We start from the raw sequence: 15,254 nt of genomic DNA, 5'->3' as shown, positions 1-15,254 counted from the left end.
GTCCGCGTCGATGTACGCGATCGTCAAGACCGGCGGCAAGCAGTACAAGGTTGCCGAGGGCGACGTGATCGAGGTTGAGAAGCTCGCGGGTCAGCCCGGCGACGCCCTGACCCTGGCCGCGGTCCTCCTCGTCGACGGTGACAACCTGGTGACCGATGCGGCCAAGCTTGCCAGCGTGACGGTGTCCGGCGAGATTGCCGAGCACACCAAGGGACCGAAGATTCGGATCCACAAGTTCAAGAACAAGACCGGGTACCACAAGCGCCAGGGGCATCGCCAGCCGCTGACTCGCGTCAAGGTCACCGGCATCAAGAGCGGGAAGTAGGCGCAGCTATGGCTCATAAAAAGGGTGCATCCAGCTCGCGCAACGGCCGTGACTCCGCCGCCCAGCGCCTCGGCGTGAAGCGTTTCGGTGGTCAGCTGGTCAGCGCCGGCGAGATCCTGATCCGTCAGCGGGGCACGAAGTTCCACCCCGGCGACCTGGTCGGTCGTGGTGGCGACGACACGCTCTTCGCTCTGGCCAACGGCAACGTGCTCTTCGGCACGAAGCGTGGTCGCAAGACCGTCAGCATCGTGCCGGTCGCGGAGTAGTTTTTCTTTACAGCGGGCCGTGGACCCTCGGGTCCGCGGCCCGCTGTTGTTTTTCCAACCGGTAAGAGGAGTGCTGAAGTGACCACGTTCGTCGACCGGGTCGTGCTGCATCTGCAGGCGGGTGACGGCGGGCACGGCTGTGCCTCCGTGCACCGGGAGAAGTTCAAGCCGCTCGGCGGCCCCGACGGTGGCAACGGCGGGCACGGCGGCAGCATCAAGCTGGTCGTCGACCCGCAGCAGCACACCCTGCTGGACTTCCACTTCCACCCGCACATCAAGGCCAACAACGGCGGCGGTGGCGCCGGGGCGAACCGCGACGGCGCGACCGGCAAGGACCTGATCCTCAAGGTGCCGAACGGCACCGTCGTGATGTCCGAGTCCGGCGAGGTGCTGGCCGACATGGTCGGCAGCGGCACCGAGTTCGAGGTGGCCCGCGGCGGCCGGGGTGGCCGTGGCAACGCCTCGCTGGCGAACAACCGGCGCAAGGTGCCGGGCTTCGCCGAGCTGGGTGAGCCGGGTGACAAGTTCGACGTGGTGCTCGAGCTGAAGAGCGTCGCCGACGTCGGCCTGGTCGGCTTCCCGTCGGCCGGCAAGTCCTCGCTGATCTCGGTGATGTCCGCGGCCAAGCCGAAGATCGCCGATTACCCGTTCACCACCCTGGTGCCGAACCTGGGCGTGGTGCAGGCCGGCGAGGAGACGTTCACCATCGCCGACGTGCCCGGCCTGATCCCTGGCGCGGCCACCGGCAAGGGCCTCGGCATGCAGTTCCTGCGGCACATCGAGCGCACCTCGGTGCTGGTGCACGTGCTGGACGCGGCGGCGCCGGAGATCGAGCGCGACCCGCTCGCCGACCTGGACGCGATCGAGGCCGAGCTCTCGGCGTACGGCGGTCTGGAGGACCGTCCGCGTCTCGTGGTGCTCAACAAGATCGACATCCCGGACGGCCGGGACCTCGCCGAGATGGTCCGCCCCGACCTGGAGGCCCGCGGCTACCAGGTCTTCGAGATCAGCGCGGTGACCCGCGAGGGTCTCCGGGAGTTCACCTTCGCCCTGTCGAAGCTCGTCGCCGAGAACCGGGCGGCCAAGCCGGTCGAGGAGCCCACCCGCATCGTGCTGCGCCCGCGCGCTGTCGACGACGCCGGCTTCACGATCGAGCAGGACGAGGACGGCGTGTTCGTGATCCGCGGCGCCCAGGTCGAGCGCTGGGTCCGGCAGACGAACTTCGACAACGACGAGGCCGTCGGCTACCTCGCCGACCGGCTGGACCGGCTCGGCGTCGAGGCGATGCTGGGCAAGAAGGGCGCGCAGCCCGGCGACCCGGTCCGGATCGGCGACCGTGAGTTCGACTGGCAGCCGAACGCCGGGGAGTACGTCTCCGGCCCGCGCGGCACCGACTCCCGCCTGGAGGAACTCGACACCCGGCCGAGCGCGGCGCAGCGTCTCGCGGCCCGTAAGGCCCGCCGGGTCCGCTCCGAGGACGAGATCCAGCACATGGCGGCGGACGGCACGGTCAGCAGCGTCAAGAACTCGCAGGTGCCGGTGCTGGTCACCGACGACGATGACGACGCGAACGGCACGGGCGACACCGACGAATAGGGCATAGGCCAGGTCTCGGCAACCCGCTGGCAAGGCTGGTCACCTAGAGTCACCCCCGTGCTGATCGAAAACCGTCCCGCCCTGGACCCCGAACTGGCCGCCCTGGTCACCGCTCAACAGCGGGAACTGACGGATGCCGGTGCCCGGGCGGGGGAGCGGATATTCGAGCCGCGTGATGACATCGAGTACCTGGTCGGCATCGTGAACGGCCGGGCGGTGGCCTGCGGCGGCTGGCGTGCCGCGGAGGCCGAGGTCGCCGAGATCACCCGGATGTACGTGCGCCCGGCACACCGCGGGCGTGGGCTGGGCCGGCAGATGATCGTCGCTCTCGAGGAGGAGGCGCTCGCGGCCGGCCGCCCGGTGATCCGGCTGGAGACGGCCGCCCATCTGCTCGCGGTGATCGCCCTCTACCAGTCGTCCGGCTATGCGCGGATCCCCGCTTACGGGGACCCGCGCAATCTCTGCTTCGAGAAGCGGCTGCCGGCCCTGGTTCAGTAGGTCCGGTTCACCAGGCCGAGGGCGGCACGCGTACGCCGTACCGTCGCGGAAGCGGTGGGACGCACCCGCGCGGCGCCCTCCGCCAAGATCTCCCGGACGTGGGCCGGGTCCAGCAGAACAGGGTCTTTTCCCGGCAGGCAGAATGGTTTTCATGCCGACCCTGACCCGCGCCGAGGCCGCAGAACGGGCGTCCCTCGTCGACGTCGAGACCTACCACGTCGACCTGGACGTCACCGCTGACGGCGACACGTTCCGCTCCCGGGCGGTGGTCCGCTTCCGCGCCCGGCCCGGCGCCGCCACGTTCCTGGAGTTCGAGCCGGCCGAGATGTCCTCGATCACCCTGAACGGCGCCCCGGTGGACCCGGCCGCGATCCGCGACGGCCGCCTGCACCTGGACGGGCTGGCGGAGAGCAACGAGCTGGCCGTCGACGCGCTGATGCGGTACTCCATCGACGGTGAGGGCCTGCACCGCTACATCGATCCGGCGGACGGCAACGTCTACCTCTACCAGCACCTGTTCATCAACAACGGCGGCCGGGTGCTGCCCTGTTTCGACCAGCCCGACCTCAAGGCGTCCTGGCAGGTGAGCGTCACCGCGCCGGCCGAGTGGACGGTCGCGACGAACGGCGTGCTGGTGTCCCGCGACGGCGGCCGCTGGGAGTTCGCGCCGACCAAGCGGATCTCCACGTACCTGGCCTCGCTGATCGCCGGGAAGTACCACGTGCGCACCGACGAGCACGACGGCATCCCGCTGGCGCTCTATGCCCGGGCGGCCCTCGCCGAGCACCTGGACGCCGAGGCCGGCGAGATCTTCGAGATCACCAAGCAGTGCCTGGACCGGTTCCACGAGATGTTCGAGATCCGCTACCCGTTCGGGCACTACCAGCAGGCGTTCGCGCCGGAGTTCAACTTCGGCGCGATGGAGTACCCCGGCCTGGTGGTCTTCCGGGACGAGATGATCCCGCGCTCGGTGGTCACCGAGAGCGAGCGGGAGCACCGGGCCAACGTGATCGCCCACGAGATGGCGCACCAGTGGTTCGGCGACCTGGTGACGATGGCGTGGTGGGACGACCTCTGGCTGAACGAGTCGTTCGCCGAGTACCTGGGGACCCGGGTCGCGTCCGAGGCCACCCGCTACGCCGGCACCTGGACCACGTTCGCGATGCACCGCAAGGCGTGGGGGCTGCGCGCCGACCAGCGGCCGTCGACCCATCCGGTCGCCCCGAACGAGGTGACCGACACCGACGCGGCGCTGCTGAACTTCGACGGCATCTCGTACGCCAAGGGCGCGGCCGTCCTCAAGCAGCTGGTCGCCTGGCTCGGCGACGAGGCGTTCCTGGCCGGGCTGAACGCGCACTTCGCGGCGCACGCCTACGGCAACGCCACCCTCGCCGACCTGCTCGGGTCGCTGTCCAAGGCGAGCGGGCGCGACCTGTCCGGCTGGGCCGACGTGTGGCTGCGCCGGGCCCAGGTCAACACACTGCGCGCCGAGGTGCGCCGGGACGGCGCTAACTACGCCGAGGTGGCGGTGGTGCAGACCGCGCCGGCCGAGTTCCCGACGCTGCGGCCGCACCGGGTCGGCATCGGCCTGTTCGACCAGGTGGAGGGCGGCGCCGTGGTGCGGCGGCGGCTTCTCGAGGTGGAGCTGGAGGCGTCCGGGCGTACCGTGATCGCCGAGCTCGCCGGTGAGCCCGCCGCCGATCTGCTGCTGCTCAACGACGGGGACCTGACCTACGCCAAGGTCCGGCTGGACGAGGAGTCGGCGGCCGCCGTGCCGCTGCTGCTGCCGTTGCTGGACGACTCGCTGGCCCGCGCCGTGATCTGGGCCGCCGTGCTGGACGCCGTGGTGGACGGCGAGCGCCCGGTCGCCGAACTGGTCACCCTGGTCCTCGCCGCGCTGCCGATGGAGACCGAGGTGGTGATCATCGAGGACGTCCTGCGGGCCACCCGGGGACTCGTCGACAGGTACGCCACGCCGGATACCCGCCCGGCCGCGCTGGAACTGGTCGCCCAGGCCGCCGACCGGCTGCTCCGGGTGTCCCCGCCGGGCGGCTCGAACCAGCTGGCCGCGGCCCGGGGCCTGATCGGCGCGACCACCGAGGTGGCCCGGTTGCGCGGCTGGCTGGACGGCGAGAACGTCCCGGACGGGCTCACCGTCGACGCCGATCTGCGCTGGCTCATCCAGTACCGGCTCGCGGTGCTCGGCGCGGCCGGCTCCGCGGCGATCGACGCGGAACTGGCCGCCGACCGCAGCGCCAGCGGTGAGCAGTGGGCCGCCCGCTGCCGGGCCGCGCTGCCGGACCCCGCCGCCAAGGAGGCCGCCTGGACCGCGGCGGTCGCCGACGGCTCGCTCTCCAACCGGCTCGCCGAGCTCACCGCGGCCGGCTTCTGGCAGCCCGAGCAGCTCGACGTGCTGTCCGGGTACGTGCGGCGCTACTTCGCGGAGATGCCGGAGATGGTGCGGGTGCGCAAGGGCATGAGCGCCGAGAAGACGGCGCTGGCCGCGTACCCGGACGTCGCCGTCTCGGAACGGACCCGGCAGCTCGCCGCCGAGCTGCTCGCCACAGCGGATCTGAACCCGATTCTGCGCCGCGTCGTGCAGGACGCGGACGACGACATGCGGCGGGCGCTGGCCGCTCGCGGTTGATCTGATTCTCCCGTTCCCACCCCCGTGACCTCGTAATCTGTGCTTACGGGGGTGGGTGCGTGGAGTGGTCCGAGGAGCTGGCCGGCGGGCTGTTGCAGGCCGCGCCCGACGCGATCCTGGTGATCGACGGCGATCGGATCGTGCTCGTCAACGACCGTGCCGAGCAGTTGTACGGCTGGCCCCGCTCCGAACTCGTCGGCCAGTCCGTCGACGTGCTGATGACCGACGCGTCCCGGGCGCTCCGCGAGGAGCGAAGACGGGTCATGAGCGAGAGCCCGCCCGGTTCGATCGGCATGATCAGAACGACCGCCTGCCGTAAGGACGGCACCGAGTTCCCGGTCGAGTCCTCCACCACGATCGTCGAGACCCCGCAGGGCCGGCTCGCGGTGGCGGTGGTCCGCGACATCACCGAGCGGCTCGGCGCCGAGGAAGAGCGGGCCCGGCTGCGTGCCGAGGCGCAGGCCCACCGCAGTCAGCGGCTGGAGAGCCTGGGCCAGCTCGCCGGCGGCATCGCCCACGACTTCAACAACATGCTCGGGGTGATCCTCAACTACGCGAACTTCGTCATCGAGGAGGCCGAGTCGGCCGAACCCGACGCCGGAATGATCGCCGCCGACGCGAAGCAGGTGGTGAAGGCCGGGCAGCGCGGCACCGACCTGACCCATCAGCTGCTCGCCTTCGCCCGGCGAGAGGTGGTCCGCCCGCAGGCGATCGACCTGAACGCGCTGATCGGCGGGGTGCGGGAGCTGCTCTGCCGGACCCTCGGCGAGCACGTGCGGCTGATCCTCCGGCCGGAGCCCGGCCTGCCGTCGGTGACCTGTGACCCGGCCCAGATGGAACAGATGCTGGTCCACCTCGCGCTGAACGCGCGGGACGCGATGCCGGCCGGCGGCAACCTGGTGATCGACACGGGTCGCCAGGACGACCAGGTGCGGCTGCGGGTCACCGACACGGGCCGGGGCATGGACGCCGGGGTGCTGGACCGGGCGTTCGAGCCGTTCTACACCACGAAGGGCAGCGCCGAGGGGACCGGGCTCGGGCTGGCCACGGTCTACGGCATCGTCACCCAGGCCGGTGGCGAGGTCGACATCACCAGCGAGCTGGGATTCGGCACCACTGTGACAGTGCTGCTGCCGGCCGGCGCCGAACCGGTGCCGGAACAGCTCGACGGCGCCCAGCCGGAGACCGAGGGCCGTGGCGAGACGCTGCTGGTCGTCGAGGACGAGGACGCGCTCCGCGACGTGGCCGGCCGGATCCTCAGGGGCGCCGGGTACCGGGTGCTCTCCGCGGAGGGCGGGCGGCAGGCGCTCGACCTCGCGTCCCGGCACGACGGCGAGATCGATCTGCTGGTGAGTGACGTGGTGATGCCGGGGATGCTCGGCAAGGAGCTGGCCGAGCGGCTGGTGGTGGTCCGGCCGAGCACCCGGGTGCTCTACATGTCCGGTTACGCCCAGCCGGTGCTGGCGTCCGAGGGGACCCTGGATCCCGGCGTGGCCCTGCTGGAGAAGCCGTTCACCGCGAACGACCTGCTGACCGCGGTGAGAAAACGCCTGGACGGCTGACCCCCGCCCGCCGCCCCTTGATCGGAACAAAGGCTATCTTTTCCAGATGTCCGGACGGCGCATTGGCATCATGGGCGGCACCTTCGATCCCATCCACCACGGCCACCTCGTCGCCGCCAGCGAGGTGCAGGCGCGCTTCGACCTCGACGAGGTGATGTTCGTGCCGACCGGTCAGCCGTACGAGAAGGGCAAGGTCTCGCCCGCCGAGGACCGTTACCTGATGACGGTGATCGCCACCGCCTCCAACCCGCGGTTCCACGTGAGCCGCGCCGACATGGACCGGGACGGCCCCACCTACACCGTCGACACGCTGCGGGACATGCGCACCCTGTACGGCCAGTCCGCCGAGCTCTACTTCATCACCGGCGCCGACGCCCTCTCCCGGATCATGTCGTGGAAGGACGCGCTCACCATGCTGGATCTGGCGCACTTCATCGGCGTGACCCGGCCGGGCTTCGAGCTCTCCGGAGCCGGCCTGCCGGAGGACAGCGTGACGCTGGTGGAGGTCCCGGCCATGGCGATCTCGTCCAGTGACTGCCGTAAGCGCGTGGCGGACGGCTCCCCGGTCTGGTACCTGGTCCCGGATGGTGTCGTGCAGTACATCAACAAGCGAGGGCTCTATCGGGACTCGGGGATTCCCGGCGCGATGTGAGACGCTTGACGTCCTGACATACCTGGACCGAGGGGATTCTTTTGCCCGTCAACGAACGCGCTCTTGAACTCGCGATGGCAGCCGCTCAGGCCGCCTCCGACAAGAAGGCGCAGGACATCTCCGTCATCGACGTCGGCGACCACCTCTACATCACCGACGCGTTCGTCATCGCCTCGGCGTCGAACGAGCGTCAGGTCGTCGCGGTCGTGGACGCCATCGAGGAAGCGCTCGTCAACCTGCCGGAGAAGGCGAAGCCGGTGCGGCGCGAGGGTGAGCGCCAGGGCCGCTGGGTGCTGCTCGACTACGTCGACATCGTGGTCCACGTGCAGCACACCGAGGAGCGGGAGTTCTACGCCCTGGACAAGCTGTGGAAGGACTGCCCGACGATTCCGTTCGTCGACCGCGACATGGTCGACGCGGGAGCACCCGGAACCGAGGCGTGACCACCCGGGTCATCGTCTGGCGGCACGGCAACACCGACTGGAACGCCGGTGGGCGCGTCCAGGGGCAGACCGACGTGCCGCTCAACGACCTCGGGCGGCGGCAGGCCGCAGAGGCGGCGACGCTGCTGGGCGCGATGCGGCCGGACGCGATCGTCGCCAGCGACCTGCGCCGGGCCGCGGACACGGCCGCCGCGCTGGCCGCGCTCACCCGGCAGACGGTCAGCTACGACCAGCGGCTCCGCGAGCGGTTCTTCGGCGCCTGGCAGGGCCTGACCACCGCCGAGGTGGCGGCCCAGCGGCCGGCCGAGTTCGCCCGGTGGAAAGCCGGCGAGGACGTGGTCGGCGGTGACGTGGAAACCCTCGACGACCTGGGCAAAAGGGTCGCCGACGGGCTGCAGGACGCGGCCCGGCTGGCACCCGGGGGCCTGGTCGTGGCGGCCACCCACGGCGCGGCGGCCCGCCAGGGGATCGGTCACCTGCTCGGCTGGCCCATTCAGCAGGTCCGCACGCTGCGCGCCCTGCAGAACTGCCACTGGGTGGAGCTGACCGCGGACGACGAGCGGGGCTGGCAGCTCTCGGCGTACAACGTCGGCGTCTTTACCGACCGTCCCGTTCCGCCTGCCGTCTGAGGGGAACCCCGGCCGTTCCGGTAACGTCTCAGGACCATGTTGATTCGTCGAAGCATCGCTCCCGGCAGCATCGTCCCTGTCGCGCTGCTCCTGGCGCTCTCCGCCGGCTGCGCGAACAACACCGGCACCGAGCCCGGGGCCCCCGCGCCGCTCGAGTCCACGACCGTCGCCCCCTCAGCGCCGGTCGATGATCCAAGCCTTCCGAGCAAGTCCAGCAGCCAGGGCACGACCACTCTGACCGGCACGGTCACCGAGGGCGTCGAGCCCGGCTGCCTGCTTCTCGACGGCCATCTGCTGATCTTCAACGACGCTGCTCAGAAGCAGTCCGTGAAGGCCGGTGACCAGATCACCGTGACCGGCACGCCGGAAAAGGACCTGATGACGACCTGTCAGCAGGGGGAACCGTTCAAGGTCTCCTCCGTGGCCGGCAGCTGACCCCTGGTTTCATCAAGTACCTTGCCTGCATGACCATCGCGGTCGTCACCGACTCCACCGCGTACCTGCCGGCCGAGCTGAGCGGCACGTATGACCTGACCATCGTGCCGCTCACCGTCGTCATCAACGGCTGGGACGGCCTGGAGGGCCTGGAGATCTCGCCGGCCGAGGTCGCCCGGGCGCTGGGCACCCGCCGGGTGGCGGTCAGCACCTCACGCCCCGCGCCGTCCCAGTTCGTCGCCGAGTACCGCCGCCTGCTCAAGGCCGGCGCCGACGGCGTGGTCTCGGTGCACCTGTCCGGCAAACTCTCCGGCACCTACGAGGCGGCTCAGCTGGCCGCCGCCGAGGTCGGGCCGCAGGTGCGGGTGGTGGACAGCGGGACAGCCGCGATGGGGCTGGGCTTCCCCGCCCTGGCGGCGGCCTCGGCGGCCGCCAAGAACCACGACCTGGAGACGGTACGCCGAGCCGCAGCCGACCATGCGTCGCGGGTGAGCACGTTCTTCTACGTCGACACGCTGGAGTTCCTGCGCCGCGGCGGCCGGATCGGGGCGGCGTCCGCGCTGGTCGGCACCGCCCTGTCGGTGAAACCGATCCTGCACGTGGCGGACGGCGCGATCGTGGTCCGGGACAAGGTCCGGACCGCCGGCCGGGCCCTGAGCCGGCTCGTCGACCTGGCCGTCGACGCGGCCGGTGACGGCGAGGCCGACATCGCGGTGCACCACCTCGGCACACCGGACCGGGCGAACGCGCTCGTCGACGCGATAAGCATGCGGCTCGGTGACCGGCTCCGGGACTGCTACCTCACCGAGGTCGGCGCGGTCGTGGCGGCGCACACCGGCCCGGGCCTGGCCGGGGTGGTCATCCACCGCCGCGCGTGATCTCCCGGTTCGAGTGCTCGGCCAGCAGTTTCTCGGCCCGGCGGACCAGCGGGTGCAGCGGGTGGCCGGGCGGCGCCGGATAGGGGACCGTGCAGCCCTGGTCGTTGCTCACGTACGCCATCGGGGTCAGGGCCCGCGCCGACTCCCGGAAGATCTGCTCGGCCTGGGCGAAGAGGCCCGGCAGGTGCTCGCTGCCGTCCGCGGTCACCAGCAGCGTGCCGCGCTCCGGCGCGAACGCCACCGGAACTCCGCCCACCTGGTCGGCCAGCCGCCCCAGCCAGTTCTCCAGCAGCAGGTGCGAGGTCCAGTACGCGTTGCCGTCGTCGACGAACCGCACCACCACGGGACCGGACGCGACGCCCTGCAGGACCGCCCCGGAAAGGTTGCGCCGTGCGGTGCCGAAGACCAGGTCAGCCGAGACATCCCAGATCGCCAGCTGGGCGGGTGACACGTACGTCATCGTCTCGGGATGATCGACCACGACGAACTCGGAGAGACACGGCAGAGCCGGCCTGCGCAGCAGGTCGTCCGGCGCCTCCCCGCGCAGGACCGGGCGCAGCAGCGGCCGGGCCGAGGCCCAGTCGGCCGGAAGGCCGGGGTTGCGCAGCAGCCCCGCCACGAACGCGTCCAGTTGCCGGCGCCGGATCCGCCGGTCCAGCAGCGGCCCCAGCTGCAGCACCGACGGCTCGTCGTCGCCGGGACCGGTGAACCGGACGCTGAAGGAACGCGCCGAGTAGCGTGCGTCCCGGACACCCGCCCGGCGCAACTGGCGGATCACCCGGCGTGCCAGCCGGGCCCGGGCGATCCTTCGTAGCAGGCCCACTTCCGTCTCCCGAATGGCCCTATCGCGCCGGCGCCGGCCGGACGATGATCGCGTAGGCGTCGAGATCATCGTCGCTGGTGACGGCCGCCGTCAATCCGTTCCCATCGGCGATCGCGCACGCCGTGGCCGCCTGCGCCTCGGTGATCTCGGAAAGCAGCAGGCCGGTGGGGCTCAGCCAGTCCCGGGCCTGCGCCGCCACCGCCCGGAACACCGCCAGGCCGTCGTCGCCGCCGTCCAGGGCGGTGCGTGGCTCGTGGTCGCGAGCCTCGGCCGGAAGGAACGGGATGTGCCGGGTGGCGACGTAGGGAACATTGGCGATCAGGACGTCGACGCCGCCGCGCAGGTGCCCGGGAAGGGCGGCGTAGAGATCGCCCTGATGGACGCCGCCGCCCAGGTTGTCCCGGGCGCAGGCGACAGCGACCGGGTCCAGGTCGGCGGCGTGCAGCGTGATGCCGGGAACCGCCGTCCGGACGGCCAGGCCCAGGGCGCCCGAGCCGCAGCAGAGGTCGACCACGACGCTGCCCTCGGCGGCCTCCGTCGCCGCCAGGCGGACCAGGAGCTCGCTGCGCACGCGGGGGACGAAGACGCCCTGCCGCAGGCGCACCCGGACCCCGGCGAAGTCCGCGTAGCCGACGATCTGCTCCAGCGGCTCGCCCGCGGCGCGGCGGTCGACCATCGCGGCCAGCCCGGCGGTGTCCGCGGCCGCCTCGGCCAGCACGGCCGCCTCCTCCTCGGCGAAGACGCAGCCGGCGGCGCGCAGCCGGTGGACGGCATCCGATGTCGCTAGCACGTCTGGCCTCCTCCCGGGAGTTGTCCACAATCCCGCGTCGTCCACAGGGGCGTCGGCGGACGGGTCACGAAGTTCCTAGCTTCGGGCCGTGCGAGAGGCGAAGAATAGCGGTGAGGTCGCCGGGGCGCGGCTGCGGGCCGTGCTGCGGCCGGTCCCGCCTGCCCCGCCCCCGAAAAGCGGGCCGCTGAGCTGGTCGGACATCATTCCGGGCTGGGCGGAGGAGGATCTCCCGCCGCCCGAACGCCCTTTCGGGCGTTCGCCCGCCGGTGGCGAGCCGGTGGCGGGCGACGCAGGGCACGGCGCCGGCTCGCCGGGCTTTCCCTCGGGTACGGCGTGGGCCGCCCCCTACCAGCCGGACCCCGCCGTGGCTGATCCGCCGGCGGATCCCTGGGACGCGCCGATCTCTCGTCCTTCGATCGCCTCGCCTTCCTGTCAACGGGAGGAGGCGTCATCCCCGCTCAGCGGCGCCGGGGCGTTCGACGAGGAGAAAAGGTCCTGGTTGCGGGCCTTCGACCCCGGCCGGCCCGGGGTGCGGGCGCTCGCCGCCGTCGCGGTGGTGGTCGTGCTGGTCGCGGCGTTCCTCGCCTGGCGCTCCCGGCCTCGCCTGGACCCGGTCGAGATACCCGGACCGCCGGCCGTCGAGTCGGTGCCGGCCAGTGGCGCGGCCGTCGAAGTGGTGGTCGCGGTCGGCGGCAAGGTCCGCAAACCGGGACTTGTCCGGCTCCCGCCCGGCGCCCGCGTGGCCGACGCGCTCACCGCGGCCGGTGGCGCCGAGCCCGGCGTGGACGTCGCGGCGCTCAACCTGGCGCGGCGGGTCACCGACGGTGAACTGATCATGGTGGGTGTGACGCCGCCGGTCCCCGCGCCGGTCCCGGGCGGCTCGGCAGGAGCCGTGACCGGCGGCCTGGTCAACCTCAATACCGCCCGATTGAGTGACCTCGACGGCCTGCCCGGGGTCGGCCCGGTGCTGGCGCAACGGATCCTCGACACCCGTGATCAGCAGGGCGGATTCACGGCCGTGTCCGACCTGCGCAAGGTCGACGGGATCGGCGACGCCCGGTACGAGCAACTCAAGGACCTGGTGACGGTCGGATGAGCGAGGCGGGCGGCACCCGGCGCCTGCCGGATCTGCGGCTGGCCGGATTCGCGCTCGGCATCTGGCTGTCGTCGCTGGCCGCACTGCACATGTCCGCCCGATCGGGACTGCTGGTGGGTGGGGCCGGGCTGATCACGGCCGGTGTCCTCCTGCTGGCCCGGCTGAGGTCCCCCGGAGGGGCGCCGGCTCAGCGGGGCGCCGTCCGGTGGATCGCGGTGACGGTGGCGCTCGGGGCAGGGTGCGGGGCGGTCGCCACGGCGGCGCGGCTCTCGGTGCGGGAGGCGCCGGCCCTGGCCGCGCTCGTGCGGTCGGGTGAGCCCGTCGAGGCGGAGCTCGTGGTGCGTGACGATCCGCGGCTCCTGCCGGGTGGGGCGGGACCGCCCACCTATCTGGTCGCGGTGGAACTGCGTACCGTGACCGGGTCCGAGGCCGCACCGATCCGCCTGGCCGCACGCGCGCTGGTTCTCGGCGCCGATCCCGGCTGGCGTGGCCTGCTGCCCGGTCAGCGGGTGAGCGCCGCCGGACGGCTCCTGCCACCACGCCCCGGCGACCTGCGGGTCGCCGTGCTCGCCGCCCGCAAGCCCCCGCTGCTGCACGGGCGGCCGTCGTGGGCCCAGCGTGCCGCCGGCGTGCTGCGGGCCGGCCTGCAGCGCGCCTGCGAACCGTTGCCGGACGACTCCGGCGGACTGCTCCCCGGGCTGGTCGTCGGCGACACCACCCGGCTCGACCCGGCGCTGGAGGAGGATTTCCGCGCCACCGGCATGACGCATCTGACAGCCGTTTCCGGTACGAACGTGGCGATCCTGCTGGGAGTGGTGCTCTTCCTGGTGCGCCGCATCCGAGCCGGACCCCTGGTCTCGGCGGCGGTGTGCGCCGTCGCGCTGGCCGGATTCGTCATCCTGGCGCGGCCGTCCCCGAGCGTCATCCGTGCCGCGGCGATGGGCGCGATCGGTCTGCTCGCCCTCGCCAGCGGACGGCGGCGGGCAGCCGTCCCCGCGCTCGCCGCCGCGGCCGCCGTGCTCCTCGTCGCCGACCCGGAACTCGCCGCCGACCCCGGATTCGCGCTCTCCGTGCTCGCCACCGCCGGACTGCTCCTGCTCGCCCCACCTTGGCGCGACGGCCTGCGCGCCCGCGGCTGCCCGGCCGGTGTCGCCGAAGCCCTCGCGGTGCCCGCCGCCGCGCAGTTGGCGTGCGGGCCGGTGGTCACCGCGCTCTCCGGGACGATCAGCCTCATCTCGGTGCCGGCCAACCTGGTCGCGGTGCCGGCGATCGCTCCGGCCACACTGCTCGGCGTCGGCGCGGCGGTGCTCTCGCCGCTCTGGCCGGAGGGCGCCGCGTTCCTCGCCTGGCTCGGCCACTGGCCCACCGCCTGGCTGGTCGTCGTCGCGCACACCGGCGCCCGGATCCCGGCCGGCGCGGTGCCCTGGCCGGGCGGCGCTCCGGGCGGGCTGCTCCTCGCCGCGATCACCGTGGCGTTCCTGTTCGCGGCCCGCCGGGCGGTGATCCGGCGGCTCGCCACCATCGTCGCCCTGGGCGCGATTCTCGGCGCTCTGCCGGTACGCCTGCTCGCCTCCGGCTGGCCGCCACCGCACTGGCTGGTCGTCGCGTGCGCGGTCGGCCAGGGCGACGCCGTCGTGCTGCCCGCCGGCGCCGGCCGGGCCGTGGTCGTCGACGCCGGTCCGGAACCGGATCCCGTCGACCGTTGCCTGCGCCGGCTCCGGGTGCGTGAGGTGGTCCTGCTCGCGGTCAGCCACTTCCACGCCGACCACATCGGCGGTGTCAGCGGTGTTTTCCGGGGTCGCCGGGTCACTGCGGTGATCGGACCGGACTGGCCGGAACCGGCAGCCGGCCGGAACGCTGTCGAGTCCGCGGCCGGCGGGGCCGGGATCGCGCTGCGGACGGCCGGGCCCGGCTGGACCTGGACCGTCGGTGACCTGCGGCTCGACGTGCTCGGGCCGGGCGACCCGATGCGCGGCACCAACTCCGACCCGAACAACAATTCGCTGATCCTGCGGGCGGTCGTCGCGGGGCGCAGCGTGCTCCTGCTCGGCGACGCCGAGACCGAACAGCAGGACGACCTGTTCCACCGGGTCGGTGCGGCCGGGCTGCGGGCGGACGTCATGAAGGTGGCGCATCACGGGAGCGCGCTGCAGTCGCCGGAGCTGCTGGACGTGGTGGATCCGGCGGTCGCGCTGGTGTCGGTGGGGCGGGACAACGATTACGGGCATCCGAACGGGCCGGTGCTGCACCGGTTGGAGCTCGGCGGGGCGCGGATCCTGCGCACCGACGAGATGGGCGATGTGGCGGCGGTGGCCGCGCCGGGCGGGCTGGCGGTCGTGGCGCGGGGCGATCCGCCGGCTCGGTGATGCGTTGCGGCCTGCGGCCGGCGTCTCCTGCCCTGGGCGTCTCCTGCCTCGGGCGTCTCCTGCCCTTGGCGTCTGCTGCCTCGGGCGGCTTCTGCCCTGGGCGTCTGCTGCCCGTGCGGCGTGGGCGACACGCCCGGTTCCGGGACTGGCTTCTCGGACATCGCGGATGATAGCGCTCAATAACGGACGAAACGCCCAACGAAAGGCGTTCGCCGATTCGACCTGGGCAGCCGACTTTACGGGCGGCG

Annotated in this window: 15 protein-coding genes; 13 read left to right on the top strand and 2 right to left on the bottom strand. The window is 72.3% G+C overall.

The features are described from left to right. The first annotated feature begins 10 nt into the window (after nucleotides 1-10). The 11 genes from rplU to AB0F72_RS35610 all read left to right on the top strand — a co-directional run bounded on the left by rplU (nucleotide 11) and on the right by AB0F72_RS35610 (nucleotide 9,931). Nucleotides 11-325: a 50S ribosomal protein L21 gene (gene rplU / locus AB0F72_RS35660; RefSeq protein ID WP_014441261.1), complete on the top strand. Its 315-nt coding sequence runs from the start codon at nucleotides 11-13 to the stop codon at nucleotides 323-325. An 8-nt stretch (nucleotides 326-333) separates the two neighbouring features. Beyond that, entirely contained in the window at nucleotides 334-591 is a 258-nt protein-coding gene (rpmA, locus tag AB0F72_RS35655) for a 50S ribosomal protein L27 (protein WP_014441262.1), read from the top strand. Nucleotides 592-669: 78 nt separating this feature from the next. Next, nucleotides 670-2,187: a GTPase ObgE gene (gene obgE / locus AB0F72_RS35650; protein ID WP_360441204.1), complete on the top strand. Its 1,518-nt coding sequence runs from the start codon at nucleotides 670-672 to the stop codon at nucleotides 2,185-2,187. A gap of 57 nt (nucleotides 2,188-2,244) precedes the next feature. Beyond that, on the top strand, nucleotides 2,245-2,685 hold the full coding sequence (locus AB0F72_RS35645) for a GNAT family N-acetyltransferase (RefSeq protein WP_360441201.1): 441 nt from the start codon (nucleotides 2,245-2,247) through the stop codon (nucleotides 2,683-2,685). Nucleotides 2,686-2,836: 151 nt separating this feature from the next. Continuing rightward, nucleotides 2,837-5,332, top strand: a complete 2,496-nt coding sequence (gene pepN, locus AB0F72_RS35640; protein ID WP_360441198.1) for an aminopeptidase N — start codon at nucleotides 2,837-2,839, stop codon at nucleotides 5,330-5,332. A 59-nt stretch (nucleotides 5,333-5,391) separates the two neighbouring features. Further along, nucleotides 5,392-6,894, top strand: coding sequence for an ATP-binding protein (locus tag AB0F72_RS35635; RefSeq protein WP_360441195.1), 1,503 nt, complete (start codon nucleotides 5,392-5,394; stop codon nucleotides 6,892-6,894). Nucleotides 6,895-6,940: 46 nt separating this feature from the next. Then, a complete protein-coding gene (gene nadD, locus AB0F72_RS35630; protein WP_360441192.1) occupies nucleotides 6,941-7,546 on the top strand; it encodes a nicotinate-nucleotide adenylyltransferase in 606 nt (201 codons plus the stop codon). A gap of 41 nt (nucleotides 7,547-7,587) precedes the next feature. Further along, the gene (gene rsfS, locus AB0F72_RS35625) at nucleotides 7,588-7,989 is read left to right on the top strand and encodes a ribosome silencing factor (protein ID WP_041829574.1); all 402 of its coding nucleotides are present in this window, start codon (nucleotides 7,588-7,590) and stop codon (nucleotides 7,987-7,989) included. Next, nucleotides 7,986-8,618, top strand: coding sequence for a histidine phosphatase family protein (locus tag AB0F72_RS35620; RefSeq protein ID WP_360441188.1), 633 nt, complete (start codon nucleotides 7,986-7,988; stop codon nucleotides 8,616-8,618). The genes rsfS and AB0F72_RS35620 overlap by 4 nt, the downstream gene beginning before the upstream one ends. Nucleotides 8,619-8,654: 36 nt before the next feature. Beyond that, on the top strand, nucleotides 8,655-9,053 hold the full coding sequence (locus AB0F72_RS35615) for a hypothetical protein (RefSeq protein WP_360441185.1): 399 nt from the start codon (nucleotides 8,655-8,657) through the stop codon (nucleotides 9,051-9,053). A gap of 29 nt (nucleotides 9,054-9,082) precedes the next feature. Continuing rightward, a complete protein-coding gene (locus AB0F72_RS35610; RefSeq protein ID WP_360441182.1) occupies nucleotides 9,083-9,931 on the top strand; it encodes a DegV family protein in 849 nt (282 codons plus the stop codon). Here AB0F72_RS35610 and AB0F72_RS35605 read toward each other — a convergent pair. Continuing rightward, nucleotides 9,912-10,754, bottom strand: coding sequence for a hypothetical protein (locus tag AB0F72_RS35605; protein WP_360441179.1), 843 nt, complete (start codon nucleotides 10,752-10,754; stop codon nucleotides 9,912-9,914). The genes AB0F72_RS35610 and AB0F72_RS35605 overlap by 20 nt on opposite strands. 19 nt (nucleotides 10,755-10,773) lie before the next feature. Then, on the bottom strand, nucleotides 10,774-11,544 hold the full coding sequence (locus tag AB0F72_RS35600; protein WP_360441176.1) for a putative protein N(5)-glutamine methyltransferase: 771 nt from the start codon (nucleotides 11,542-11,544) through the stop codon (nucleotides 10,774-10,776). A gap of 364 nt (nucleotides 11,545-11,908) precedes the next feature. On the opposite strand from AB0F72_RS35600, the gene AB0F72_RS35595 reads away from it, so the two are divergent. Both AB0F72_RS35595 and AB0F72_RS35590 read left to right on the top strand, forming a co-directional pair. Further along, on the top strand, nucleotides 11,909-12,640 hold the full coding sequence (locus AB0F72_RS35595; protein ID WP_360441262.1) for a ComEA family DNA-binding protein: 732 nt from the start codon (nucleotides 11,909-11,911) through the stop codon (nucleotides 12,638-12,640). After that, a complete protein-coding gene (locus tag AB0F72_RS35590) occupies nucleotides 12,637-15,006 on the top strand; it encodes a ComEC/Rec2 family competence protein (protein WP_360441173.1) in 2,370 nt (789 codons plus the stop codon). The genes AB0F72_RS35595 and AB0F72_RS35590 overlap by 4 nt, the downstream gene beginning before the upstream one ends. The last annotated feature ends 248 nt before the right edge of the window (nucleotides 15,007-15,254 follow it).

Origin of the sequence: Actinoplanes sp. NPDC023936, assembly GCF_040639325.1 — a bacterium.
Classification (GTDB): Bacteria; Actinomycetota; Actinomycetes; order Mycobacteriales; family Micromonosporaceae; genus Actinoplanes.
The sequence above is the reverse complement of the archived record's forward strand: the minus strand, read 5'-3'. Positions and strand labels throughout refer to the sequence as shown.